The 26,031-nt window shown below is 37.8% G+C and carries 18 protein-coding genes, 1 tRNA gene and 1 riboswitch; of the genes, 14 read left to right on the top strand and 5 right to left on the bottom strand.

Going from position 1 to position 26,031, the window contains the following annotated elements:
• The first annotated feature begins 91 nt into the window (after positions 1 to 91).
• Complete coding sequence (locus XM47_RS08700) at positions 92 to 697, top strand: peroxiredoxin (RefSeq protein ID WP_048691679.1); 606 nt, start codon at positions 92 to 94, stop codon at positions 695 to 697.
• A 74-nt stretch (positions 698 to 771) separates the two neighbouring features.
• Here the strand turns inward: XM47_RS08700 and rnt are convergent, their stop codons facing one another.
• Positions 772 to 1,437, bottom strand: a complete 666-nt coding sequence (gene rnt / locus XM47_RS08695) for a ribonuclease T (RefSeq protein ID WP_048691678.1) — start codon at positions 1,435 to 1,437, stop codon at positions 772 to 774.
• 141 nt (positions 1,438 to 1,578) lie between these two features.
• On the opposite strand from rnt, the gene XM47_RS08690 reads away from it, so the two are divergent.
• Complete coding sequence (locus XM47_RS08690; RefSeq protein ID WP_048691676.1) at positions 1,579 to 2,448, top strand: flagellar protein MotY; 870 nt, start codon at positions 1,579 to 1,581, stop codon at positions 2,446 to 2,448.
• 79 nt (positions 2,449 to 2,527) lie between these two features.
• Here the strand turns inward: XM47_RS08690 and XM47_RS08685 are convergent, their stop codons facing one another.
• Positions 2,528 to 2,953 carry a DUF3010 family protein gene (locus XM47_RS08685; protein WP_048691674.1) on the bottom strand — a complete coding sequence of 142 codons (426 nt, stop codon included), beginning with the start codon at positions 2,951 to 2,953 and terminating at the stop codon, positions 2,528 to 2,530.
• Between the two features lie 74 nt (positions 2,954 to 3,027).
• A complete protein-coding gene (locus XM47_RS08680) occupies positions 3,028 to 7,242 on the bottom strand; it encodes a response regulator (RefSeq protein WP_048691673.1) in 4,215 nt (1,404 codons plus the stop codon).
• 169 nt (positions 7,243 to 7,411) lie between these two features.
• Here XM47_RS08680 and gshA point away from each other — a divergent pair, with 169 nt between their 5' ends.
• The 3 genes from gshA (at position 7,412) to XM47_RS08665 (ending at position 10,407) form a co-directional block, all read left to right on the top strand.
• A complete protein-coding gene (gene gshA / locus XM47_RS08675; RefSeq protein WP_053084533.1) occupies positions 7,412 to 8,974 on the top strand; it encodes a glutamate--cysteine ligase in 1,563 nt (520 codons plus the stop codon).
• Positions 8,975 to 8,979: 5 nt separating this feature from the next.
• Positions 8,980 to 9,597, top strand: coding sequence for a transglycosylase SLT domain-containing protein (locus XM47_RS08670; protein ID WP_048691899.1), 618 nt, complete (start codon positions 8,980 to 8,982; stop codon positions 9,595 to 9,597).
• Positions 9,598 to 10,044: 447 nt separating this feature from the next.
• Entirely contained in the window at positions 10,045 to 10,407 is a 363-nt protein-coding gene (locus XM47_RS08665) for a hypothetical protein (protein WP_048691671.1), read from the top strand.
• A gap of 27 nt (positions 10,408 to 10,434) precedes the next feature.
• On the opposite strand, the gene XM47_RS08660 is transcribed toward XM47_RS08665, so the two are convergent.
• On the bottom strand, positions 10,435 to 10,845 hold the full coding sequence (locus tag XM47_RS08660; protein WP_048691670.1) for a GAF domain-containing protein: 411 nt from the start codon (positions 10,843 to 10,845) through the stop codon (positions 10,435 to 10,437).
• A 35-nt stretch (positions 10,846 to 10,880) separates the two neighbouring features.
• Positions 10,881 to 12,506 carry a response regulator gene (locus XM47_RS08655; RefSeq protein WP_048691668.1) on the bottom strand — a complete coding sequence of 542 codons (1,626 nt, stop codon included), beginning with the start codon at positions 12,504 to 12,506 and terminating at the stop codon, positions 10,881 to 10,883.
• A 214-nt stretch (positions 12,507 to 12,720) separates the two neighbouring features.
• Positions 12,721 to 12,819, top strand: a riboswitch (TPP riboswitch).
• A 140-nt stretch (positions 12,820 to 12,959) separates the two neighbouring features.
• Between XM47_RS08655 and thiC the strand changes: the two genes are divergently transcribed.
• The 9 genes from thiC to XM47_RS08610 all read left to right on the top strand — a co-directional run bounded on the left by thiC (position 12,960) and on the right by XM47_RS08610 (position 25,648).
• Complete coding sequence (gene thiC / locus XM47_RS08650) at positions 12,960 to 14,876, top strand: phosphomethylpyrimidine synthase ThiC (protein ID WP_412731122.1); 1,917 nt, start codon at positions 12,960 to 12,962, stop codon at positions 14,874 to 14,876.
• Between the two features lie 142 nt (positions 14,877 to 15,018).
• On the top strand, positions 15,019 to 16,113 hold the full coding sequence (gene thiO / locus XM47_RS08645; RefSeq protein WP_077066517.1) for a glycine oxidase ThiO: 1,095 nt from the start codon (positions 15,019 to 15,021) through the stop codon (positions 16,111 to 16,113).
• 29 nt (positions 16,114 to 16,142) lie between these two features.
• Positions 16,143 to 16,340 (top strand): sulfur carrier protein ThiS, encoded by a 198-nt coding sequence (gene thiS / locus XM47_RS08640; RefSeq protein WP_048691665.1) that lies wholly within the window; start codon positions 16,143 to 16,145, stop codon positions 16,338 to 16,340.
• Positions 16,341 to 16,342: 2 nt separating this feature from the next.
• Positions 16,343 to 17,155: a thiazole synthase gene (locus XM47_RS08635; RefSeq protein WP_048691663.1), complete on the top strand. Its 813-nt coding sequence runs from the start codon at positions 16,343 to 16,345 to the stop codon at positions 17,153 to 17,155.
• A 128-nt stretch (positions 17,156 to 17,283) separates the two neighbouring features.
• Entirely contained in the window at positions 17,284 to 18,813 is a 1,530-nt protein-coding gene (thiE, locus tag XM47_RS08630) for a thiamine phosphate synthase (protein ID WP_048691661.1), read from the top strand.
• Positions 18,814 to 18,815: 2 nt separating this feature from the next.
• Entirely contained in the window at positions 18,816 to 19,601 is a 786-nt protein-coding gene (locus XM47_RS08625; RefSeq protein ID WP_048691660.1) for a HesA/MoeB/ThiF family protein, read from the top strand.
• A gap of 83 nt (positions 19,602 to 19,684) precedes the next feature.
• Complete coding sequence (locus XM47_RS08620; protein ID WP_048691658.1) at positions 19,685 to 20,530, top strand: HDOD domain-containing protein; 846 nt, start codon at positions 19,685 to 19,687, stop codon at positions 20,528 to 20,530.
• 72 nt (positions 20,531 to 20,602) lie between these two features.
• Positions 20,603 to 20,679, top strand: a tRNA-Trp gene (locus XM47_RS08615).
• 511 nt (positions 20,680 to 21,190) lie between these two features.
• Complete coding sequence (locus XM47_RS08610; RefSeq protein ID WP_048691657.1) at positions 21,191 to 25,648, top strand: Ig-like domain-containing protein; 4,458 nt, start codon at positions 21,191 to 21,193, stop codon at positions 25,646 to 25,648.
• Positions 25,649 to 26,031: the final 383 nt, after the last annotated feature.

Genomic DNA, 26,031 nt, shown 5'->3' with positions numbered 1-26,031 from the left:
TGGTTTTTCAAAAACTGCCTATATACTCTGTTTCAGTTAGTGTTAAGTCTAACTAACACATATAATTCAAAATAAATGAATGGAGAAAATCATGTCTGTATTAGTAGGCCGTCAAGCCCCTGATTTCACAGCTGCTGCTGTTCTTGGTAATGGTGAAATCGTTGATAATTTCACTTTAAGTGATGCAATTAAAGGTAAAAAAGCGGTTGTTTTCTTTTACCCATTAGATTTCACTTTCGTATGTCCTTCTGAGCTAATTGCATTTGACAAGCGTTACGCTGAATTCCAAAAACGTGGTGTTGAAGTGATTGGTGTATCTATCGATTCAATGTTCTCACACAACGCATGGCGTAATACTCCTATCAATGAAGGCGGTATCGGTCCAGTTCAATATGCATTAGTTGCAGATATGAAGCATGAAATCTGTCAAGCATACGATGTTGAGCATCCAGAAGTTGGTGTTGCTTTCCGTGGTTCATTCTTAATTGATGAAGACGGTGTTGTTCGTCACCAAGTAGTAAATGATTTACCTTTAGGCCGTAACATTGATGAAATGCTACGTACTATTGATGCATTAGCATTCCACCAAGAGCACGGTGAAGTATGTCCTGCAGGTTGGCAAGAAGGTGATAAAGGTATGGACGCAAGCCCAGAGGGCGTTGCTAAGTACTTAGCTGAGAATTCAGATAGCTTATAATTTTTAGCTGTTAAAGATTTGAATAAATGCCACAAGTATTTGCTTGTGGCATTTTTTTTACCGTTTAATTTAGTTTAATCGGTATTATCATTTTCACTGTCACCGGCCTCTGACGCTTCTTCGGCATCTTGCCAACCACCTAAATTTTTCCATTTATTGACCATATAACAGAATAATTCAGCTGTTTTTTGCGTATCGTACAGTGCAGAATGGGCTTCTTTGTTATCAAATTCTATTCCAGCAGCTTGGCAGGCTTTAATGAGCACGGTTTGACCTAGTGTTAACCCAGCTAAACTCGTAGTATCAAAAGAAACGAATGGATGAAAAGGCGTTCTTTTTATCGCAGTTCTTGCAATAGCGGCATTAAAAAATGACATATCAAAAGCAGAATTGTGAGCAACCATGACTGAGCGTTGGCATTGATAAAATTTTTGCCTTTTTCTCACGAGTTTAAATATTTCACTCAGGGCTTCTTTTTCTGAGACTGCATTTCTTAACGGATTGGTTGGATCAATACCGTTAAATTCAAGTGCAGCTTGAACTAGAGTTGAACCTTCGAAAGGCTCAATATTGAACTGTATCGTTTCGCCACAATACATCTCGCCATCTTCTTTCATTTCTATCATAGTGGCGGCTATTTCTAGTAAAGCGTTGTTTTGGGCATCAAAACCAGCTGTTTCGACATCAATAACGACCGGGTAATAACCCCGAAATCTTTGTTTTAATTTTGTATGAGCCATATATATGATTTAAGCTATTTAGTTATAGGGCAGATAATGGCGTGTATTATGCCAGATAAAGCTATCTCTTGGTCTGTTTATTGCTAATATTCCTAATAAAGTTTCACTAACGCCAAAAATTTGTTGCTAGGCATATTAATTATGAAGAAATATTTACCTCTAGGCATTTTAATCAGTCTCAGCTGCTCGGCTCATTCAGCCGTGAGGCAGTATTCTGCCGATTTAGATTCCTCTATGTGGAAAGCATCTAATACTGCAAGGCTAGAATGTCAGTTGGAACATAATATTCCTCGATATGGGAAAGCTTTATTTGTCAGTAGGGCAAGCAAGTCACTCAATTTAAACTTTGCTCTGGATATGTTTAAGCTGCCCGATAATTATAGTTTCGCAAAGGTTGAATCTGTCGCGCCTAGTTTCAAGCCTGGCGTTGCCGCAAAGCAAATTTCGCAAATGCAATTGTTAAAGCAGTTTGATGGTGAATTAGAAAAAAAAGCCGCTTGGACTATGATCTCTGAGCTAGAGAAGGGCTTTAATCCTACTTTTTACTATCAGGATTGGTACAGCGATTTTGATAAGATATCAGTTTCGATTAATTCAGCTAACTTCCATAAAGCCTACGATGAATTTTTAGTTTGTCTAGATAATTTATTGCCATACAGTTTTGACGATATTTCCTTTACTGTACTAACTTATCAATCTAACACAGCGCAACTGAGTAAATCGTCGCAAAAACGTTTAAACATGATAGCTGAATACTTAAAGCAAGATCCTAGTTTGGAGCTGGTTCTCGTTGATGCGTTTACCGATAGTTATGGTGGACGTTGGCACAACCAAGAGCTATCCAAAAAACGAGCCCAGACAATTAAGACTTTTTTTACAGAAGCAGGTGTTGATGCAGCTAGGGTGGAGACCCAAGGCTTTGGTGAAAAACGCCATATCGCAAGTAATTCTAATGTGATTGAAAGAGCTAAAAATAGACGTGTTGTTATTAGAATGGATAAAAATGATTAAGGGTGGTTCAGATTCAAGTTTGAGCGAATACAAATAAGGGCGGCAAGGCCCTTATTTTGTTCAAAGCTAAGGGATTTAATTACCTAGAAATTAAATAACTGTAAGCCGTTGAGAAAGCCGATTGTTGAAACATCTTTAAACCTGTTTCTTTAAAATCGACTGGGATTGGATTTTCTTTTAAATATTCTTTTTCAGTTACATTTGATTGTAAGATTACATCAACTGTGTCTAGTAATTGGATGGCTGCTTCCATTTTAAAACCAACCGAACTACCAGCAAATTTACCCTTTAATGGTCTTTCTTTGATGACTACTACATCAACGCGATAGTCCTCCATCAATTTTTGAAATTCGAACTGAAAGTCTTTTATTTCATTTTGATCTGGGCTGCTGCGATAAATAAATTTTTGTGCTCTGCAATCAGGGATATCAAATAGACCGTCCTCTAATTCTAAAATGCATATAAATGCTTCACTACCTTTAATTTCGACGCCACAAGCTCTCATAAGTGTTTCCAATAATTCTATAATGCGACTATTTTAACGACTTATCTAAATTATGTAAGCCGTAGCCGCTAGATTTATTCTAATAGTTTCATTATTTCTGCTAACGCTTCATTGGCCGCTTGCCCTTCAAAGTTTTCTATTGCGTCAAGTAAGGTTTGATAAATCTGGTTATGCTCTGTTTGCGCAAGGGGTTGTAATATTGATAAATCATCCTCGCTGATAAATTCGTCATTCGCTAGCATGGTTTTTAAAGTGGCGATCTGTTGTTTTATTTGGGTCAGTCTTGTTGCTTCTATCTCGGCTAATTTTATCCTCGATTTATCCTCTACGTTATTGTCTTGGCAAAAATCTTCAGATGCCTGCAAACTGATGACAATGATCTCATTAAGTTGAGCTAAGTAATAATCTAATTCTTCAACTTGGTTTTGTTTTATTTCATGTTCAAAGTCTTTACAAATATGATGTAGTTTTTGTAAACCTAGATTGCCCGCAACCCCTTTTAATGTGTGTAGCTTATTTTTTGCATTATCAGTTTCATTTTCGGCTAGGTCTTTAGCTATTTGAGATGCGTAGGTTGAAAATTCGTCATTAAATCGATTCATCATTTTCAATAATAAATTGATATTACCGGCCAACTGATTTTTAGCGAATTCTATATCAAATGTTTCAAAGCCCTGATATTGCTTATCGATAGACTCATTTGGTTTGATTTCATTGGTAATTTTTACCTGTTCTAGACTTATCTCTTGTGCCTCTTTTAGTTCAGGTGAAATACAGTCCCGTCCTAACCAATCTGAAATGCTATCTAATAATAGTTTTTCATTTATCGGTTTGCCTATATGATCATTCATGCCTGAAGCTAGGCAAAGGTCTTTATCTTGAGTCATGGCGTTGGCTGTCATGGCTATAATTGGTAGGGATGTATATTCTGGAATTTGCCTGATTTGCTTGGTTGCTTCATAACCATCCATAACCGGCATTTGAATATCCATTAACACAATATCAAATTTAAAATGGTCGACTAAAGCTTTGTTCAACATATCAACTGCAACTTGCCCATTTTCAGCTATGGTCACAGCCATACCGTGGTAACTTAAAAGGGCTTGAGCTATCTCTTGATTTATTTCATTGTCTTCAACGAGTAATACTTTGATTTGGGTAAATTTATCACTCGAGATTGGCGTTATTTCCACTTCGTGTTTTTGGTGGATAGGCTGGTTGTTTAAAATTCGGGTAATAATTTTAAACAGTTGCGAGCTATTAATCGGTTTATACAGGCTAATGAGTGTCTCGTCATTTAACTCTTTGGCTATGCTCGGGCTTATTTCAGTATTATGCATTATGATAAATTGAGCGTTTTTACACTGATCATGCTGTTGCAGTGCGTGGATTGTTTCTTTACCAGTTAGACCAGACGGCATTTGCCAATCGAGAATACAAATATCGAAATAGTCTTGAGCGGTATCGCAAATACTAATGGCATCTTCACCAGAGTAGCCACATGTGGCTTTTAAGCCAAAAGTTGTCAGCATACTGGTTATCATGTCTGCGTTGGTGCAGTTGTCGTCAATGACTAATACTCGGCTGTTTTTATGCTCCGCAACTGTTAGCTCTAATACAGCTTTAGGTGTTGAATCTATTTTAAACGGTATAATAAAAGAAAATGTTGAGCCTGAAGTTTGCTTGTCTTCAATATTGATTTCTCCATCCATTAAATGGCAGAGTTGGCGGCAAATCGTTAAGCCTAAACCTGTACCACCATACTCTCTAGTTGTCGAGGTATCGGCTTGAGTGAATGAATTGAATAATTTTGTTTTTTGGCTTTCGGTTAAACCTATACCCGTATCGGTTACCGAGAATTTTATCGTTACTTTATAATCTGTCGCCATAACGATTCTTATTTGAATCTCTATTTGTCCCTGATGAGTAAATTTTAGTGAGTTACTCAAGAGGTTAGTGATAATTTGATTGAGTCTGTAAGGGTCACCAATTAAATAAGTCGGCACACTAGGATCTATATTGACGATAAATTCTAAGCCCTTTTGGTGTGCCTTGTGCGCAAAGATATCAGATATATTCGATAAAATTTCTGATAAGTTAAAGCTGACGTTTTCTATCGTTAGTTTACCGGCTTCGATTTTTGAGAAATCGAGTATGTCGTTAATGATAGAAAGTAGATTTTCAGACGACTTTTCTATGTTTTTGACATGCCTTTTTTGTATTGGGTTGAGTGTTGTTTTGGTTAATAAGTTACTTAAACCGACAATCGCATTCAATGGTGTTCTGATCTCGTGACTCATATTCGCTAAAAAGTCACTTTTAGTTTTATTCGCCAGTTCTGCTTTATTTTTTGCACTGGTTAATTTTTCATGGCTAGCTTCTAACTGTTGGGTTCTTTCATTAACACGATTTTCTAGCTCTTCGTTCAACTTGGTTAACTTTTGTTCTATATTTTTTCTTTCCGTGACATTGGTATGAGTCCCGACCATTCGAGTGGTAGTATTGTCATTACTGAACTCTACTGTCGTCCCTCTAGAATGGATCCAAACTGAGGTGCCTGATTTATTGATCATTCTAAACTCATGATCTATTTCAAAGCTTTCCCCTGTTATAATTTTGGTTATTATTTCTTCTAATTCACTCTTGTCTTGTGGATCGATTAAAAATTGGAAAGTTTCTAGTGTGGCGGGCAGTTCGTTTGCTTTATAACCGAGCATCTCAAACCATCTCGGACTAAAATAAACTTGATTGGTTATTAAATTCCAATCCCACATCCCATCATTTGTTGCTTCTAGTGCATAGCTGAGTCTTTCTTGACTCTGTTTTAGTTCAGCTTGAGCTAGTTTCTCTTCTGTGACGTCATTGATAGTCCCCATTAAGATAAAGTCTTCACCTGTGCTATCTTTTTCTATTTTGATGACAAGATATTTTTCAATGCCACTTGGCAAAGTTAGCCATGATTCCAGCATGCATGATTCTTGTGTACTTGAAGTGGTGAGGTGGGTTAGTTGTTTTTCAAACTCATGACCAAATTTGTCACCTAGGCTTTTGATTAATGTTGCAAGTTTGGGGCGGCTGTTGTCTTTTTCTAACTCTAAAATAGTAAATAATTCATCTGACCAAAACATTAATTTTTCATTGGACAATTCAAAGCTACCACATTTAGCCAAAGTTTGTGCACGTTTGAGTTGCTGCTGTTTTCGCTTAAGTTCTTGGTTTCTTCTTGCTAGCCTCTCAGCCATATAATTAAAGGCTTTTGCTAATGTACCTATTTCATCTTTAGATGGGGTTTCTACTCTTAAGGTTAGATTACCATGCGCCATTTTGAGAGCGAGCTTGGTCATGTCGACAATCGGCTGGGCAAATAAGCTAGCGGCTGCACTCGCGACTAAGATAACTAAACCTAGGGTAATCAGTATCAGCCAAATGCTAGTACGGAAAATATCACTCATAGGCTTTAGAAAACTTTCAGAATTTTCTAAAGTTACGACTGCCCAATTATTATGTGAAATAGGTGTTAAGTGGGCGGCATATTCAGTTTGAAATTTTTCCTGATCTAGCTGAATAAAGTATGGGGTGTTTTTTGTATGCTTATTTAAGTTATAGGCTTGTTCAGTGGATATTTGAGTTATCTTGTGACCATTGTCAGAAATATTAATTAGGCTTTGATACTTCTCATTAATCAAAATATGAATCAGCCCAGTATCAGCCGTTAACGGAATGAGACTTTTAAGGTCGTCAGCTAAAAAATCAACTAATAGAATTGAACTTATACCAGCAGCATCAAAGATTTTTACTACGAATTGTAATTTATTTTGATTAAACCCTATCTTGTAATGGTTGTTAGTGTGAAATAATTGGTTGAAAATAGGATTTGAGCTAATGTTGTTGTCAATATCTTCTGTACTAGCAACAATTATTTGGCCTTTGTTATTATAGATAGCGACGCTATTTGGGGTTATTTGGTTAACCTTTATATTTGAGAAATCTGTTAACAAAGCTTGAAATTTTGCTCTAGGTGCCTCATCTATCCAGCTTGCTTTCAGTTTTTTCTCGATTATGAGATGAGAAAATAAAGTTATTCTATCCACTTGTTGATTTATAAAGTGATCTATAGTTTGATTTACTTTCAATGATGAAGCGCGAAGTGATAGATAATTACTTTTATTGATTGCTTGTTTAGTTTCCGTTGCGTCACGGTAAATAGTGAATACGATCGGGATTAAAGCAACAATAATAAAGCTAGATAGTAAGCGTACAAAAAGGCTGGAGCCAAAATTAATTAACATATTTTACTCTAAGTAGATCATTCAACGCATGATGTCAAAGCGCAAACTTTATATGACTTATAAATGTAACATGCAATTAGTTGAGTTTGAATAATTGTAAAAAATAATCGTATTTTTTCTTCAACATACTGAAATAAACAGTATTTAATCATCAAAATGGAAAGATATAGTGAATCTATCAAAACACTTAATCGACTTTTTGCGAATGCAACCCGCTGGTTTTTCTGCTCAACTTAGCCGAGGAATCGAAAAAGAAGCGCTAAGAATAAAGCCCAATGGTCAGTTAGCCGACTCTCCACACCCTAAAAATTTAGGATCTGCATTAACCCATAGTTATATCACTACAGATTACTCAGAAAGTTTATTAGAGTTTATTACTCCGGTTGAGCAAAACACCAAAAAAAGTATAGAACAACTACTGGATTTACATAAATTTTCTTATCAGCAACACCCAAATGAATTACTTTGGCCTATGAGCATGCCTTGTTTTGTCGGCAAAGAAGATGATATTCAGCTAGCCTATTACGGCGAATCTAATATTGGAAAAATGAAGACGTTATACAGAGAAGGGCTAAAGCATAGATACGGTAGTTATATGCAAGTTATTTCTGGTGTTCATTTTAATTTTTCGTTTCCGATTAGTTTTTGGCAAGCTTGGGCAAAAGATAAAGGGCAAGATTGCTGTAAGGATATGATTTCTTGCGGTTATTTAAGTGTCTTAAGAAATGTGAAACGTCACTTATGGGTTTTAGCTTATTTGTTTGGTGCTTCTCCAGCTTTGTGTTCTTCTTTTTTAAAAGACAAAAAATCAAATTTCCCTTTTGAGAAAATAGGTAAAGGTACCTTATATTTACCTTACGCGACATCGTTAAGAATGAGCGACCTAGGCTACACCAATAAAGCTCAGTCTTCATTAGGTATTCGCTATAATCAGTTAGATGAATATATTGCGGGTATTAAGAAAGCGATCAAAATGCCTTCTGCTGATTTTGCGCATATTCCTTATGGTAAAAATGGTGATTATAAGCAGCTCAATAACAATGTATTACAAATTGAGAATGAATATTATTCACCAGTTAGGCCTAAAAGAGTCACTTTGTCTGGAGAAAAGCCAAGTGAGGCGTTAGAAAGAGATGGCATTCAGTATATCGAAATTAGAGCATTGGATATTGACCCATTTTCACCAGCTGGTGTATCCGAAGACCAAGTTAAATTTTTAGATTTATTTTTAACTTGGTGTGCTTTAGTTGAATCGCCTGAATTACATGCAAGTGATGAATTTTTAAACACAGCCAATATGCAACAAACCTTGCTTTATGGCCGTAAGCCAAATGTAAAATTAAAACGTGATGATCAAGATATTAGCTTAACCGATTGGGCGTTAGATATATTTGCTGAATTAAAAATAATTGCAGAAATATTCGATCAGGATTCAACTAATAAAGCCTATCAACTTGCTTTAGAAAAACAATTGGCAAAAATTAATAACTCTGATTTAACGCCATCAGCTAAAATTATTAATCAATTGCTTGAGCAGAATATTGATAATGGTGCTTTGGGCATGCAGTTAGCTAAGCAATACCAAGCGGAAGCAAATACAAGAGGTTTTTATCAATTTGACCCCGAATATTTAAACCAAGAAACGCAAAAAAGTTTCGATAAACAGGTTAGTATTGAAGCTTCAGATAAATTGGACTTTACGGACTTTTTACAAGCCTATTTTGCAGATTAAACATGATGAATAAATTAACCATAACTTTTACCCTAGCCGTTGCTTTGTTTGTCAGTGGCTGTGCAACGCCGCCGCCTAAAAACCCAGATAATATCTGTGAGATTTTTTTTGAGCATAGAGACTGGTATCACGATGCTAAAGACGCACAAGATAGGTGGGGTGCACCTTTGCATGTTTCCATGGCTATGATGTATCAAGAAAGTTCATTTAGGTCTGATGCAGCTCCGCCAATGCAATATTTTCTTGGGTTTATTCCTATTGGTCGAGCCAGTAGCGCGTACGGCTACTCTCAAGCTAAAACTATGACTTGGGAAGATTATATCCGTGAAACCGATAATAGTGGGGCGGATCGAGATGATTTTGATGACGCCATTGATTTTATGGGATGGTTTGTTTCTAAAACGCATAAAATTAATAAAGTATCCAAGTGGGATGCTTACAACCAGTATTTAAATTACCACGAAGGCTGGGGTGGTTATCGTAATAAAAGCTACAATAAGAAACCATGGCTTAAAAAAGTTGCGCTCAAAGTAAAAAGTAGGGCGAGTAAGTATGGCGCACAGTTGAAAAGATGCGAAGACGACTTAAACAGCAGTTGGTTGTGGCGCTTATTTTTTGCTTAATTTAATTTATCAGACTCAATGGACAGAGCATTGAGTCTGACTTCAAAACTGCTAAAAGTCGTGTTTTAATCTCACAATTTAGCGATAAGCTCGATTATTTGAGTTGAACCTTTAGTCATTAATAAATAAATTCCACCTTAGTTAATTCCTTTTTGTTATTACTTATTTCAAAAAGTTAGATTCATTGGCTCTTTTTACCTCTAAGTTGATGAAAAAATAAGCATTCCAATTCCCGCTTATAAATAACCCCTGGTCATATGTAATTTGCTCCAACTAACTTTCTTCAAAAGTAGAATACTTGTCTATGCTTAATTTAGTAACAAAAATGTTACATAGGTATTCAGTGGATGATTTTTAACGTGTTGCTTGAAATGAAAAGGCATTGAGCCCCATCATTTTAATCAGACACAAGCAGGTTTGGGTTAAATAAGCTCTACGAGGTTGTTAATGCATCATCAAAAGCAAATGCCAACAAAGACTTGGAAGATAAAAACTTCAGATGGACGATTTCTGAGCGTTGAAGGTGGAGAGGTAAAACTACAACAATCAGCTGCTGAAAATATGCTGGATTGGTTATTCCAACCAGCGGAAGAGCATGGTCGATTTTATATTAAACATGCCACTACTGGTGTAACCTTGGTCGATACTGTTAATGGCGGTTATGACAGTTGGAGTGTTGAAGATTGCTTTGATGGTACAGCTCAATTGGTTAGTAGAGGTGGTTTATTTCGTCACTTTGATAACTTAATCGAGCAAAGCCAGTCGATTAAGCAAGGCTTTGCCGAATACTATAATTGGCTGATTGAATAATTTAAATCTATTCCCGTTTACCGCAGTTTAAGTTAGCTCTCTGGTAATTTGAACTGCGGTATTTTTTACTTTCTCTATCTCAGCTAGGGTAAATTCTGAACCACGAATATCGGTAGACGATAAGTTTAATGTGCCCCAGACTTGGTCATTAATTATAATGGGATAGCCTATATAAGACTCTAGTTGAAGCAAGGTATAAACTGGGTGCAGACGCATTTTTTGAATCTTACCTACGTTAGTGTAAGTCACAAGCTTTTGACTTTGGATCACAGCTTCACAATAGGTTTGAGTTAAATCAAAAGTATCTCCAGGATTAAAAATATCCATTGTTGAGCTAATATCTTCAATTTTATATTGATTATCAGAGATCTGAGCTAATATTGCTGTTTCCATATTAAGTTCTAATCTAAGTTGACTGAGTAAGTGTTTTATTGACATGTTAAATTCCAAATCATGCTATTTTCAGTGGGTAGCTACCTTTGTATTCGCTTGTTCCTTTCGATCAATTTATCATATCTTTCTTGTTGAACGTCATCTAAGTTAGCTTGCTCTAATTGCTTATTCACTTTGGTTAATATCTCGGTGTGCTCTTGTGCTAACGGAGCCCTTAAATTTTGCTCAATTAGGGCTTGAAATAAGTTAAGTGCGATTCTGTGATTATTTGGCATAAGCCTGATGGCATCACTAAAAGCTTGGATCGAAGGGAGCAGCTGTTTTTGGTTATAAAACTGTACTGCCATGTTATTGAGTTCTTTAGGAGAAAAAGGAATATCTCTTTTTTCTTGTTTCTCTTGATTTAAATACTCTTGTAATACCTTATTGCCTATCTCATTTTCTTCGATTAACTCATCTATACTATTAAGTATAACTAGCGCCTCTTCTTGATAACCTAGCTCATGGTATGCCTTAGCTTTATCTAAGCAGTCTTCTAAATTATCGGTGAAACTATGTTGCTTAACAGTTTCGATTAACTGTTTAGCTTTTTCATTTTCGTCTTTTAAGTAATGTAGCCTAGCTTGAACAACGGTTACTTGATCTTTTGACTCTGGGTTTTGTGCAAATTCTTCTTTTAGTGTTTCTAGATATCTTTCGGATTGCTTAATCACACTGAATGCTTCGTTATCGGTTAATGTCAGTGCGTAATCTATGCCTGCACGGGCAACCGATAGGTATAAATCTGGTGTTTCATGTAATGAACGTTTGGCGAATTTCGCCATGGTTTTAGCGGCTTCGTATTGGTTTTCATGATCATGAACTAAACGCGCTAAGTTGATGACATTTTTGTGCCGATTTATGTTGCGAGGTGATAAGCTGCTGGCACTTTTAAATTGTTTGAGTGCTTTTTCATATTCATCGTGTTCAATATAATAATTGGCTAATAAATCAAGCGCTGCCAATTTTGTTTCAGGTTTTCTAACTAGTTTTTCTAAAATTTGTTTGGCTTTAGTTTCTTGATTTAGCCCAAGGTAAGCTTTGGCGAGACCCACCATAGCCCAAGTAAATTTTTGCAGGTTTAATACTTCATAATAAAACTGGGCGGCGGCTTCAAATTGTTTATCTGCGAGTAATACATCTCCTTTTAAGCGCATAATAAAAGGAAACAGATTAGATTGATTGGTATCACTCAAAGCTTTATCCATATGCTCGAGCGCTTTAGCATAATCTTGACTGTCTAATGCCCAGTAAATTTTATTTAACTTTTGCTTTCGGTTTAACACGCGGCTTAACCGCTCATTTAATTCTTTTGCGGTAAAGGGTTTAACTAAAAAGTCATCAGGTTGTAGTTCAACGACACTATTGACTAAGGCCGCATCTGTATCTGCACTGGTAAAAATAAATGTTGTGGTGAGTTTGACTAAACCTTTCGACTTAAGCTCTTCAAATAAGTGATAACCATCTCTATCTCGGCTTAAATTAAATGAGCAAATATATAAGTTGAACTGAGTCTCTTTTGCTAAACGCAAAGCATGCTTAGCACTTTCTGCAATTTGAATTAGCTCAAAGCCTATTTTCTCTAGGGATTGTTTTAAAAATATTTGTGCGAGTGGTTGATCATCTATGATTAGCACTTTCGCATATTTGAGCATTTCTCTATTCATTTAGATTGCTAGATGGTTGTCATTTTAATTTTAAGTCCATTAAAGGATTATTAATTTAATCTATCAGAATTACAAGTTAACTCATGTCTAATAAATTATTTTTTAACGCTATTTTAGACATTTTGAGCAAATATCTAGCTTGCAGGCTTAATCAAATAAAGACTTATAATTGATTTAATGCTTTTAAATTTTTGCGAAATCGATATACTTTGCTCGAAACTTGTCGGAGTGCCGTAGGGCTGAGATCGCGTAAGTGGGATCCGTCGAACCTGATCTGGGTAAAACCAGCGTAGGAAACAAGAGTAAACATCTAAATGTTCTCTGCTAAAAACGATTTAAGCTTAACTAGAGCGAAAATATAAATTAGTTTATTGCAGAACGCACCTAGCTACTACCTTGTCGAATCAGCATTCCGTCTTTATTCTAGCAAACACAGATAAAGGCATGATATCCATGGCTACAAGCAACAGAAGAGAAACGAGAGCAGCTGCTCAGGAATTTATTAATAATTTAACCGGTCAACCATTTCCTAACTCTAAAAAAGTTTATGTAGAAGGCTCAGATCCATCTATTAGAGTGGGTATGCGTGAAATCTCAGTTAGTGACACTTTAGTTGGCGGTACAAAAGATGAACCTGTTTTTGAAGCCAATGAGCCAGTACGTGTTTACGATACATCTGGTGCTTATACAGATGAGTCGATTGCAATTGATGTACACAAAGGGTTGCCAAGAATCCGCGAACAGTGGATCGACAGCCGCAACGATACAGAAGCATTAGATTCAGTATCTTCGCGTTTTAGCCAAAAGCGTTTAGCCGATGAAGGTTTAGACCATATTCGTTTTGAACATTTACCTAAAATCCGTCGTGGTCAGCCAGGTAAAAATGTGACGCAAATGCATTATGCTCGTCAAGGTATTATCACGCCTGAAATGGAATATATTGCGATTCGTGAAAACTCACGCATTGCTGATCACAAGGATGAAGTTTTAAAACAACAGCACAAAGGTTATTCTTGGGGCGCAAATATTCAAACTGAAATTACGCCTGAATTTGTTCGCAAAGAAGTTGCTGAAGGCCGTGCAATTATACCTGCAAACATCAACCACCCAGAAGCTGAGCCTATGATTATAGGCCGCAACTTCTTAGTTAAAGTTAACTCAAACATAGGTAACTCTGCAGTTACTTCCTCAATTGAAGAAGAAGTAGAAAAGCTAGTATGGTCAACTCGTTGGGGTGGCGATACAGTGATGGATTTATCTACAGGCCGTTACATTCACGAAACACGTGAGTGGATTATTCGTAACTCACCAGTGCCAATCGGAACAGTACCTATCTACCAAGCACTTGAAAAAGTAAATGGGGTGGCTGAAGACCTAACTTGGGAAATTTTCCGTGATACTTTAATTGAACAAGCAGAGCAGGGTGTTGACTATTTTACTATTCATGCTGGTGTGCTTTTACGTTATGTACCTTTAACTGCTAAGCGTTTAACGGGTATCGTTTCTCGCGGTGGTTCTATCATGGCGAAATGGTGTTTAGCACATCATAAAGAAAACTTCTTATACACTCACTTTGAAGAAATTTGTGAGATTATGAAGCAGTACGATGTTTCTTTCTCTTTAGGCGATGGTTTACGTCCTGGTTCATTAGCAGATGCAAACGACGAAGCTCAGTTTGGTGAATTACGTACTTTAGGCGAACTCACAAAAATCGCTTGGAAGCACGATGTACAAGTCATGATTGAAGGCCCAGGTCATGTTCCTATGCACATGATCAAAGAAAACATGGAAGAGCAGTTAAAACATTGTGATGAAGCGCCTTTCTATACTTTAGGTCCGTTAACAACAGATATCGCACCTGGTTATGATCACTTCACATCTGGTATAGGTGCAGCTCAAATTGGTTGGTACGGCTGTGCAATGCTTTGTTATGTAACGCCAAAAGAGCATTTAGGTTTACCAAATAAAGAAGATGTAAAAGAAGGTTTAATTACCTATAAAATCGCAGCGCATGCGGCTGATTTAGCAAAAGGGCACCCTGGCGCACAAATTCGAGATAATGCTTTATCTAAAGCGCGTTTTGAATTTAGATGGCACGATCAGTTTAACCTAGGTTTAGATCCTGATCGCGCGCGTGAATATCATGACGAAACTTTACCGCAAGAATCAGGTAAAGTCGCTCATTTCTGCTCTATGTGTGGTCCTAAGTTCTGTTCAATGAAGATCACTCAAGAAGTACGTGATTATGCAGCTGATTTAGAAGCTAAGAAAATTGATATCAAAGATTTAGGTGCTGCGGATGAAGGCATGGCTGAAAAGTCTAAAGAATTCCGCGAGAAAGGCGCTGAAATTTATCATATAGCTAAGTAAAGAACGCTTTTTTGAGCGCTCAGTTCAAGCTTGATTGAATTAATCAAGCTTGAACTTTTATTTAAGCTTATTGTTTATGATCAAATAATTAGCAGAGTATTTAAGTTAATTTAGCGCCCTAGGTTAACTTTGAGGTAAACAAATGAAACTTGCAGTCGTCGGCGCTGGGTTATTAGGAAAGTTGTTAGCAGTTCAATTAAGTCGATTTCATCAAGTCGATTTATATGAACAAACGAGTTTAAAAGCTGACAAAAGTGCCGGTTATATTGCCGCTGCTATGCTGGCACCTACAGCCGAGTCCGTTATTTCTAGTGAGTTGGTTGTTGAACTAGGTTGTCATTCCATGACACTCTGGCCCGAAATACTTAAAAAATTACCTCATGCAGTTTTTTATCAACAAACGGGTAGTCTTATTTTGGCGCATAACCAAGATAGAGGCGACTTACATAGTTTTTCTCAGCGACTAAAAGCGAAAAATTTTGAATTTGTTACTAGTCGTCAAATTACCGATTTAGAACCTGAAATTGCAGGTCGTTTTCATCAGGGTTTATATTTACCAACTGAAGGTCAACTCGACAATCGCGCTTTATATATTGCGTTAAACCAGCAGATCATGGCGAGCCAAGTTGAAGTTTTTGCCAACACCCATGTTGAAATTGATGGTAATACCCTGACTGCGAGTGGCGCAAAAATTGATTATGACTGGATTTTTGACTGTCGCGGCATAGGGGCTAAACCCCAGATTAAATCGCTACGAGGTGTTAGAGGCGAAGTTGCTCGAGTTTATGCGCCTCAGGTTAATTTAACTCGGCCTGTTAGGTTAATGCACCCAAGATACCCTATTTATATCGCACCTAAACCAAATAATCAGTATGTGATTGGTGCAACAGAAATTGAATCGGAAAGCGATAAGCCGGTAACTGTTCGTTCCGCTTTAGAATTATTATCTGCGGCGTATAGCGTACATACTGGTTTTGCCGAAGCTGAAATATTAGAACTAGAAAGTGGCTTGAGACCTAGTTTACCTGATAATGAACCTAAGGTTTATTTAGAGGGTAACACGATTAGATTAAATGGATTATATCGGCACGGATATTTACTAGCACCAGCTATTGTTGAACAAGCGCTTACTTTATTTAATCAAGCTAACCAGTTAAGTCACAGTTACTTTACGCATGTAGTTGAATTAAACCGCAATGTGGTGAAAGAACTCAATGTACTTGAAGCAATCATTTAAGATAAAAATACAAGACAGATTCTATCAATATGAATATTAAAATTAATGGTCAGTTAATTGATACCCAAGGTGAAAAATCCTTAATTACATTAGTTAAACAATTTGGTGCAACTGCACCTTTTGCTCTAGCAGTGAATGGTCAATTTGTGCCTAAAAGTCAACATGATAAGTATCTTGTTGACGAGGGCGATTTAATCGATGTTTTATCACCAGTTCAAGGCGGTTAGTTATGTCTGATGTGCAAAATAAGCAAGATACTTGGAATATATATGGCACTGAAATTTCAAGCCGATTATTAATTGGTAGTGCTTTGTATCCTTCACCTAGCATTATGGAAGATTCGATTAAATCCTCAGGTGCAGAAGTTGTTACTTTGTCTTTGCGTCGTCAGTCACCTGAATCTGGTGGGGGTAATGCATTTTGGCAGCACATTAAAGATTTAGGTATGAAGATTTTACCTAACACAGCTGGTTGCCATTCAATTCAAGAAGCTGTGACCTTAGCGCAAATGTCGCGAGAAATTTTTGAAACAGATTGGGTTAAATTAGAACTGGTTGGTGATGAATATAATTTACAACCGGATCCGATTGATTTAGTCAAAGCGACAGAAATTTTAATTAATGATGGATTTAAGGTCTTGCCATATTGCACAGATGATTTAGTTATCTGTCGTCATTTAGTGGAATTAGGCTGCGAAGTTTTAATGCCATGGGGTGCACCAATTGGTACAGGAAAAGGTCTGCTTAACCCTTATGCACTGAGCGCTATTCGTCACAGATTTCCGCAAACGACTTTAATTGTTGATGCTGGTTTAGGCATGCCATCTCATGCTGTGCAGGCTTTAGAGTTAGGTTATGATGCGGTCTTATTAAATTCGGCAGTCGCCCAAGCGCAAGATCCTGTATTAATGGCAAAAGCATTTAAGGCTGCGGTTGAAGCGGGTCGTTATGGTTATATGGCTGGAAGCATGCCGGAGAAAGATGTCGCTAATCCAAGTACGCCAACCTTAGGTATGCCTTTTTGGCATCAAGAAAATAGCTAGTCAGTTTTTCTTAAGTTTTATATAGCGGCTGAAAAAACCAAGCTGTTATTAAAATCCCCTCTGAATTTGAAGGGGGTTCTTAGTCTAATTTCAAACTAGCGCAAAAATCAACTCGAGAAAATAACTCAATGTCAGAAGTGAATACTAAACCTGTAGTATGGACAATTGCAGGATCAGATTGTAGTGGTGGAGCTGGGATTCAAGCTGATATCAAAACAGCACATAACCTAGGCTGCGAAGTTTGCTCTATTATTACCGCTAATACGGCTCAAAATAACTTGGGTGTACAAGAAATAAATGCTGTGAGTGAGGATGTTTTATGGTCTCAACTACACTCGTTACAGCAACATAAACCAGCTAAAGTGATAAAAATTGGTATGCTGGCCAATAAAAGGCAAGTAGAAGCAGTTGCCGATTGGATTTTGCGTTGTCAAAGCGAATGGGAACATGCGCCTGTTGTGGTTTATGATCCTGTTGCTATTTCGTCTGCTGGTGGCGGTTTAACCGAAGAAGATATAACAGAGACCATAAAAACTAAATTATTCCCACTTGTTGATGTTTTAACGCCTAATGCAAATGAAGCGCAGCGCCTTTCTGGGGTTTATATTATTAGCTGGCAGAGTATGTTGGATGCCACTAATGAGTTGCTGGCTATGGGCATTGGCGCTGTTATTTTAAAAGGCGGCCATGTTGATATAAATGAAGATTATAGTGTTGATCTTGCTAATAATGGTGACCAAGCTTATTGGTTAGCGTCAGAAAGAATTGATACTGAACATAGCCATGGCAGTGGCTGTACTTATGCATCTGCGGTTGCTGCTTGTTTGGCACAAGGCTATTTATTGCGCGATGCAATTACAGTCGCAAAAGCTTATATTAACCAAGGCTTAGTTGAATCGGCTAAATTTGATGGTGTTTATGGTCCAATTTGGCAGGGGCCTTGGCCGCTAGAGAAAAAGTATTACCCAGAAGTGATACTCGCTAACTCACCTATTGCGCAAAAATTAGATTGGGACTTAGATGAAGAATACGAGTGGAGCTCTGACTTTGCCAGTTGTGATACCCAATCGCTAGGTCTTTATCCTGTCGTTGGCGAACTCAAGTGGATTGAATTCTTGTTAGAGCAGGGGATTAAAACCTTGCAGCTAAGAGTTAAGAATTTACCACTTGAAGAAGTTGAACAGCAGATTATTGCAGCGATTGAGCTAGGTAATAAATACCAAGCGCGTTTGTTTATAAATGACTACTGGCAATTAGCGATTAAGCATAAAGCATATGGGGTTCATTTAGGCCAAGAAGACTTAACTGCAGCAAATTTGATCCAAATTAAACAGGCAGGATTAAGATTAGGTATAAGTACACATGGTGAATATGAGTTGCTTAGCGCAATGGCAATTAAGCCTAGTTATATTGCAGTAGGGGCTATTTACCCGACCAAAACCAAAGATATGACAGGTCAAATTCAGGGTACTTTACGTTTATCTCGTTATTTAAAATTGCAAACTGATTTACCTATGGTTGCCATAGGTGGAATTAATTTAGCGCGAGCTGAAAAAGTTTGGCAAACTGGGGTTGGGTCAATTGCTGTTGTGACTGCCATTACGGAAGCGGAAGATCCCGTCGGTGCAATTCAGTCTTTTAATCAAATTATGGTTTAACTATGTCTCATATTGGTTCTGACTCAACAGGTTTATCGGGTCAAGAAAGTTTACGTTATAGTCGTCACTTATTACTAGGTAAGGTTGGTGAGTCGGGCCAATTAAAACTTAAAAATGCACATGTGGTGATAGTAGGCGCGGGTGGATTAGGCAGCCCGAGCGCCTTGTATTTAGCTGCGTCCGGGATTGGTAAAATAACCATAATCGACCCGGATAAAATTGAAATATCAAACTTGCAAAGACAGGTTTTATATAAAACTAACCACGTAAAACGAGAAAAGGCGCAAGTTGCAGCCCAACAATTACAAGCCTTAAATCCTGAAATTCAAATCCAAGCTATAGTTGCCGAAGTTGAAAAAGCCAATTTTTCAGCGTTAATCAAGGCTGCGGATGCTGTTCTAGACTGTACCGATAATGCTAAGACTCGTTATTTTGTAAATACAGCTTGTGTAAATGCAAAAGTACCATTGATAACGGCCGCAGCAATTCGTGGCGAAGGTCAATTAATGGTGTTTAACTATAAACAGCAGACTAGTCCATGTTATCACTGTGTATTTCCGGATTTAACCGATAATGACGCTGGCTTAACTTGTAGTAATAGTGGTGTACTAAGTCCACTCCTTGGCATTATGGGGAGTATGCAAGCATTAGAATGCATTAAACTGCTATTAAATCCGGCTGAATATCTCAATAATAAACTCTTATGTTTTGATGCATGGCAGCTTAGTTTCAACCAATTTAATTTATCTGCCGATCCCGAATGTAAAATTTGTGCCACTATGGCATAAAGTGTTCGCATCGTTTGGTGCTTTCAGCTATCTTTTAATATAGAAACACCATGAGTTAATTATATAAAATTTAAGGTTGTGTCATGGCAATACGTATTACTGCTGCTGAAAAGAAAATTTTACAAGATGTCACTATTCCGCCTCGACCTGAGGCTTTACTGAAAGTGAGTCAAGAAGCAAAACAACCTGAACCGGATGTAGCTGAAATAGCTAAAGCGATAGCAAGTGACATTGGCATTTCAGCCGCTGTGTTACAAGTGGTCAATTCCGCTGCATTTCGACGAACTCGAGAAATTAAATCGATTGACCAAGCCGTTATGGTGCTAGGGCTGAAACGAGTATTTCCGATTGTTAAAGCCGTCGCGCTTAAAAGTGCGATGTCTGCCAGCGATGAGCTAAATCAATTTTGGCAGGATTCAACCGATATAGCGAATGTTTGTGCGCTTGTATCCAACCAGCTCGACAAGCCACAATTAGGTGACAATGCATACATGCTAGGCTTGTTTCACGCTGCTGGTATTCCGGTGATGTTTTTAAACTTCCAAGATTATGCAAAGATAATGCATCAAGCAGAATCCGAAGGTTGGAGTGATGAACTACTTGAGCAAGAGAATCTATTATGCCAAACCAACCACACTACTATAGGAGCCTTGCTTGGTCAGAGATGGAAGTTAGCCAAAGATTTAATCGAGGTCATTTATTACCAGCATGATTGCAGCACATTATTTAGCTCAACTGAATTAAGTAAAGTTGGTTTATGGTTGTTAGCCATTTTGAAAATTTCAAGGCATATTGTTGTTGATTTGCAACAAGGCAAGGACGTTTCGCCTGAATGGGAAGCGGTCCGAGATCCGATTCTAGAGTTTCTGAAAATAGACGACGGTGAGCTAGATTATGTGATTGAAACAGTAAGGTCGAACATAAATTAAGCAAACAGTTAAATTGTTGAATTTTATGCTTTACAGTCGCAAAAGCCTATGTATAATTCAGCACAACTCGTTAGGGGCGTAGTTCCAATTGGTAGAACAGCGGTCTCCAAAACCGACGGTTGGGGGTTCGAATCCCTCCGCCCCTGCCAGTATCTAATACTGGTAGGTCCTAACAAAATAAATCATTTCTAATACTCATTCTTGCTTATCATTTATCTTAGATACCCTAAATACTTACATTTGTTGTAAACATTCGTTTTATAAAAATTCTTATAAAAAAACCTCTTTTTACTTAAAAGTAATACAATTCTCTCATGCTCTAGAGAGTCTAACCATATTTTATATTCAGCATTTTGCGCACTATAAGGTCTTCATTTAGTTAATTGACCTTTTGTGTTTAAGCATTAGCTCGATAATTCTGTACTTCATATTTTTTAGTAAAAAATTCACATCGGCATTTTTTATTTTTAATTCAAAGGTATAACTCAAAATGCCAATACAACAAACCTACATAAACATGTTATGTTTATGTAGGTTTATTGTGTTGAGTGTAAATTTTTTGTATATTCTTCCCCAGATTAACGTAAATAAATCTAAAACAAGCATTAATACATAATTAAATTATTACTCAACGACTCGCGTTGAGTTTGGGGAAAATTAATGAAGATCATTAAATCAGCACTGCTGCTCGCACTTGCTAGCTCGCAAGCTGTCGCATTACCAGAGCGTCCAACAATAGATCGTGACGTACATATGCAAGAGACTATTCAAGGTGAGCCTCAATACATTGCTCCGACTATCCCACCTTTACAAACGAGCGCCGATGGTAGAATTGGTGTAGCACATAGACCACAAAATTTAACAACTGACGCACGTGTAGCATTTCGCTTATTAGTACCTGAAAAATTGAATACACCATTTATGAATTCAGCAGCAGGTACAGAAATTCTTGCTTTTCCTAATCAAGATGCGCCTGATCAAGCGACTATACCCACTGCCCAAATTTTAGGTAGTGGTGGTCAAGCTCATGCTGGTTTATGTGATGCGACTTTAGCGCCTGACAATCCAGGCCGTAATAACCCTTACGCGTGTAACGCTAACGGGGTAGAACAAAATAACGGGGTTTTTGATTGCTATGATTTAACGCTTATCAGAGGTAGTGGTAATAATAACGGTGCCTCGCGTACTATTTATGGCATTGATGTTCGAGTACGAGTACAAAGTCCAAAAACTGTTGATGCACAAATTGCTGATGTCACAGTCACAAATCAAATTACTGGACCAACGATTAATGGTTTAGCATCATTTTTTGAGCCAACCATCACCAGCGATGGTCGTATGATGGTAATGCGTGTTGGTAATAATAGTAACTATAGATGGTTTGATAATAACGGTAACCAACGCAATAATGGCCATTCTGATATCACTTATATAGTGCCAGAAAATATTGATAATCCGGCTTATGGTCCATGCGATGTTAGACAATGGCAAGCGAGTGATATTCGTCCAATGGCACATGCGCCTTATGATGACACTATCAATACTCGTTATGGCCTAGCTATGCAGCCATTTCGAGATGCTGAAGGTGATTTAATCGGTGAAAACTATGAGTTTGGTAGTTACCCTTGGATGGATAAAGACGGTGCAAATATTGCGTTTACTGGTTACTTTGATTCTTTAAACGATTTTAGAAGTCGCACGGGTATTCAAGCTTCTTGTGTTGCCGGTGAGGTATGTGGTCCTCGTTTTAATGGCGTTTCTATGGAAGAAGGATCTAACTTCCAAGGTCGTTCAATGATGGGCTTATGGACGCGCGGTAAAATGGTGGTACTGGATAATCAACTTAACCACTCAGATTTTATGCTAACTCAGCAGCGTAATTTCAATTTATACGATGATGGCGTGCCCAAGCGAGTGGGGATGGGTCGTCAACGTGAGTATTCTTTGATGCCTGCAAGTAACTCTGCTAACACTAATTTTTTTGATACCAATGAACATAGATTTAACTATCACTTTAATATGCGTCCTGTTTCTCCTGCGGATGTGACTTGGTTAATGAGTACAGGCCGAAGTACTGATGAGGTTCGTTTTGATGATTATTTGAATCCGAATAGCTTTATTAATGCCAATATGACTTATGCTGTGAACGTTGCAGATAATAATGTTCGTGGTGAATCTCATAATCATGTGCAAAACGCAGCGACAGGTGGTCGACCTAATTTAAATGGAACAATTCCAACTAATGAGTGGATTATTCCTGATCGCGGGCGTTTATTAGAAAACGTGAACAACTCAGATGCAAGGGTTGAACCTATTAGCAATGGTGGTATTCATGGTAAAGGCTTGTGGTTAGATGGACAAAACGATGGTATTGAATTTACGATTGCGGCTCAAAATCGTAATGTTTTAGCCTCAAACTGGTATTACAGCATTTTTGTTGACCCTAGAGATACAGGTGGTACGCGTAACTTGATGTCATTCCCTGATGGTAGTGAAATTCGTTTACGTGGTAATGATCAAATTGTATTTTTTAATGCTGCGGGTGCTCAATTACATGTCATTACTTCACCAATTGAAATTTCAGCCAATGCTTGGTCGCATATTGCGTTCCAGTTAACGAATGGCAATACAGATATTCGTACTTATATAAACGGTATGACGATTGATACTTTTTCAACCGCCAACAATTTAGCGCTATTTCAATTAACACCAGGTAATTTATTAGTTGGGCAAGGTGATGCGACTGGTTTTAGAGGCTGGATTGATGAATTTAAAATTTTAGCGGAAGAGGTGAATGCGGAAGTGGCGTGTAATCATGCTAATGGTACTTTAACCGGTGTGACAGCAAATGCTGAAAATAATTGGCAAAATATGGCAGCAAGTTATCCTGCTAGTACACATGCTGAAATTACTAATACGCTAGCTGATAACAACGAAACTAGTTACCCAGAATATGTTTGCTACCATGACTATACTGCTGATTACGCAGCGCATTTAGGCAATATTCCAAATGGTCTTGTTAGTGTACGTGAAAGTATTAACTTTCCTGAAGGCCCTTTGTTAAGAAACCATCCTAGACCTGATTCATCGCAAAATGCATTTTGTTTAAGTTGTCACATGGAACCAGTTAATGAGCGCCCGACACTTAGTATTGCCGCTTTAACATTAGATAATTCGGTTAATGCACCAGATGATCGACGTCGTCAGCCTATGCAGCCTGATGCTTTAGTGTTTGGTAATATTCCTGAAAACTGGTTAGGTCAGGGCATACCAGCCCAAGCTTTTGTTGCACCACCTCAAGGTTTTAATATCGATAATTTAATTTTACCTGAGGGAGAACCTGGTAATGACAATGATAATGGAGGTGGTGGTTGCCAACCTTGTAGTCCATGTGATCCTTGTGATTCAGATGCTTCACTGCCACAACCTGGCAGCGCAGAATGGACAACTGCTGGTAATACTAATGTGATCACAGATAATGGATACAATAATGTTGCTCATATTGACGGTGCAGGTAGCTTTAATTTGAACCTAGCTCTGTCGGGCAATACACAGTATACCTTAACCGCAATGGCACGAGTTGCGAATCAAGGTGAGAGCTTCTGGCTTGGTGTGACTGACTTAGTCAGCACGACAAATCTAGGTAATACACCAATTACTGATACTAGCTATCAATTGCAGACTTTAACTTTTACCACGGCCAATTATGCTGGTGAAAGAAACCATAATATCTTTATTTGGAATAATGGTGGTGGTGATTATTATGCTTATGACTTTGATCTTGTAGGGCAGACAATTGGACCTGTGTTACCAACGGAAATTGAGCTGACTTCACCTGTGACTGATTTAAGTTTAAATGAAACAGCTCAGCTGAATGTTAATCTTACACCGAATAATACGACAGATACTTCAGTGACTTATACATCTAGTAATTCAGCCTTATTATCGGTTAATGCGAATGGTTTAGTCACTGCTCACGCCACTTCATCAACTCAGGCAGTAACCATTACAGCTACTTCTGTCGCAGCGCCTGAGCTGTCGGATTCAGTTGTGATTAACCTTCACCCAGAAAATTTAATTGCTAATTCAGGCTTTGAAACAAACGCCAATGGTTGGATGTTAAATGGTGCAGCAAGCGTACAAAATGACAATGGCGACAATGTTGCGTATGTCGATGGTGCGGGGAGTTTTAACTACAATATTACGCTAGCTGCAAACACTCAATATACGCTAACGGTTAATGCTAGAGTTGGTAACCAAGGTGATAGTTTTTACCTTGGCGTAACGGATATATCTAATGCCGCGGCACCAAATAATTTAGTGAGCACAAGTGTGACTAATACAGGTTATCAAACGCATACCCTGACATTTACAACCGCAGGTTCACAAAGATTGCACAATATTTTTATTTGGAATAATGGTGGTGGCGATTATTATGCAGATGATTTTGTCTTGGTAGCTGGAGAGCAGGCTAGTTTACCAGCACAAATTGAGCTAACTTCATCACAAGCAGGTTTAACGATTGGCGACACGCTTCAGTTAAATGCAAACGTAACGCCAAATAATGTGGACGATGATACAGTCACCTACACATCAAGTAACAATAATATTGCAACAGTTAATGCGAATGGGGTTGTCACAGCCATAGCAGAAGGAAGTGTTACCATTACAGCGACGACAGTGAATAATTTATCTGACTCAGTTGTTTTAGATATAGTGACAGATAATTTAATTGGTAATTCAGACTTTAGTAATGGCTCAGCTGGCTGGACATTAAACGGTGCAGCTAGTGTACAAGCGGATAGTGGTAACAATGTTGCCTTTGTCGATGGAGCAGGGAGCTTTAACTACAATGTTACTTTAGCCGCTAATACTCAATACACATTAACAGTTAATGCTCGAGTAGCTAATAACGGCCAAAGCTTCTGGTTAGGTGTGACCAACTTAGCGACAGGTGCAACCTTAGATAATGCACAGGTAAACAATGCTGGTGGTTATCAGTTATATACTTTAACTTTCACGACGGGTAATGCTGAGCAAACGCATAATATCTTTATGTGGAATAACCAAGGCGGTGATTATTACGCAGATGATTTTGTATTAATTGCGAATAATTAAGCTTACCTTACTGCCCTATAAGTCTTTGTAGGGCAGTAAATTTAACACTTGAATTTAGTAATGACGAGAGGTAATCCTTTTCCAGTATTTAGGCTAATCTCTTAATTCCTTTTTAACCTGAACTCTGGATAACAAGTTAGCTAATACTTTGTAATTTATAACAAAGTTTATTCATAACTCTTCTATGGAGGTAATTATTCTTAGAGCAAGGCGAATTTGTGTACGTAATAGCTGGCTATTACTAGCGAATTCAACGCAGTTATAAGGATAAATAGCCCATAGAAAGCAAGTTGTTATCCAGAGTTCAGGTTTTTTAGCTTCCCCACAGTAAAATATTTAACTTCAACGAAGTTATTAAAAATGTCCCTCAATCAATCAATCAA

It is taken from the genome of Catenovulum maritimum (assembly GCF_001050375.1).
Taxonomy (GTDB): Bacteria; Pseudomonadota; Gammaproteobacteria; order Enterobacterales; family Alteromonadaceae; genus Catenovulum; species Catenovulum maritimum.
This window is presented reverse-complemented; position numbering and strand designations above follow the sequence as displayed.

What these genes read in the sequence shown, in the direction of transcription:
- XM47_RS08700 (WP_048691679.1), top strand. Translation starts at nt 92, where the DNA reads ATGTCTGTATTAGTAGGCCGTCAAGCCCCTGATTTCACAGCTGCTGCT.
- rnt (WP_048691678.1), bottom strand. Translation starts at nt 1,437, where the DNA reads ATGGCTCATACAAAATTAAAACAAAGATTTCGGGGTTATTACCCGGTC.
- XM47_RS08690 (WP_048691676.1), top strand. Translation starts at nt 1,579, where the DNA reads ATGAAGAAATATTTACCTCTAGGCATTTTAATCAGTCTCAGCTGCTCG.
- XM47_RS08685 (WP_048691674.1), bottom strand. Translation starts at nt 2,953, where the DNA reads ATGAGAGCTTGTGGCGTCGAAATTAAAGGTAGTGAAGCATTTATATGC.
- XM47_RS08680 (WP_048691673.1), bottom strand. Translation starts at nt 7,242, where the DNA reads ATGTTAATTAATTTTGGCTCCAGCCTTTTTGTACGCTTACTATCTAGC.
- XM47_RS08670 (WP_048691899.1), top strand. Translation starts at nt 8,980, where the DNA reads ATGAATAAATTAACCATAACTTTTACCCTAGCCGTTGCTTTGTTTGTC.
- XM47_RS08665 (WP_048691671.1), top strand. Translation starts at nt 10,045, where the DNA reads ATGCATCATCAAAAGCAAATGCCAACAAAGACTTGGAAGATAAAAACT.
- XM47_RS08660 (WP_048691670.1), bottom strand. Translation starts at nt 10,845, where the DNA reads ATGTCAATAAAACACTTACTCAGTCAACTTAGATTAGAACTTAATATG.
- XM47_RS08655 (WP_048691668.1), bottom strand. Translation starts at nt 12,506, where the DNA reads ATGAATAGAGAAATGCTCAAATATGCGAAAGTGCTAATCATAGATGAT.
- thiC (WP_412731122.1), top strand. Translation starts at nt 12,960, where the DNA reads ATGGCTACAAGCAACAGAAGAGAAACGAGAGCAGCTGCTCAGGAATTT.
- thiO (WP_077066517.1), top strand. Translation starts at nt 15,019, where the DNA reads ATGAAACTTGCAGTCGTCGGCGCTGGGTTATTAGGAAAGTTGTTAGCA.
- thiS (WP_048691665.1), top strand. Translation starts at nt 16,143, where the DNA reads ATGAATATTAAAATTAATGGTCAGTTAATTGATACCCAAGGTGAAAAA.
- XM47_RS08635 (WP_048691663.1), top strand. Translation starts at nt 16,343, where the DNA reads ATGTCTGATGTGCAAAATAAGCAAGATACTTGGAATATATATGGCACT.
- thiE (WP_048691661.1), top strand. Translation starts at nt 17,284, where the DNA reads ATGTCAGAAGTGAATACTAAACCTGTAGTATGGACAATTGCAGGATCA.
- XM47_RS08625 (WP_048691660.1), top strand. Translation starts at nt 18,816, where the DNA reads ATGTCTCATATTGGTTCTGACTCAACAGGTTTATCGGGTCAAGAAAGT.
- XM47_RS08620 (WP_048691658.1), top strand. Translation starts at nt 19,685, where the DNA reads ATGGCAATACGTATTACTGCTGCTGAAAAGAAAATTTTACAAGATGTC.
- XM47_RS08610 (WP_048691657.1), top strand. Translation starts at nt 21,191, where the DNA reads ATGAAGATCATTAAATCAGCACTGCTGCTCGCACTTGCTAGCTCGCAA.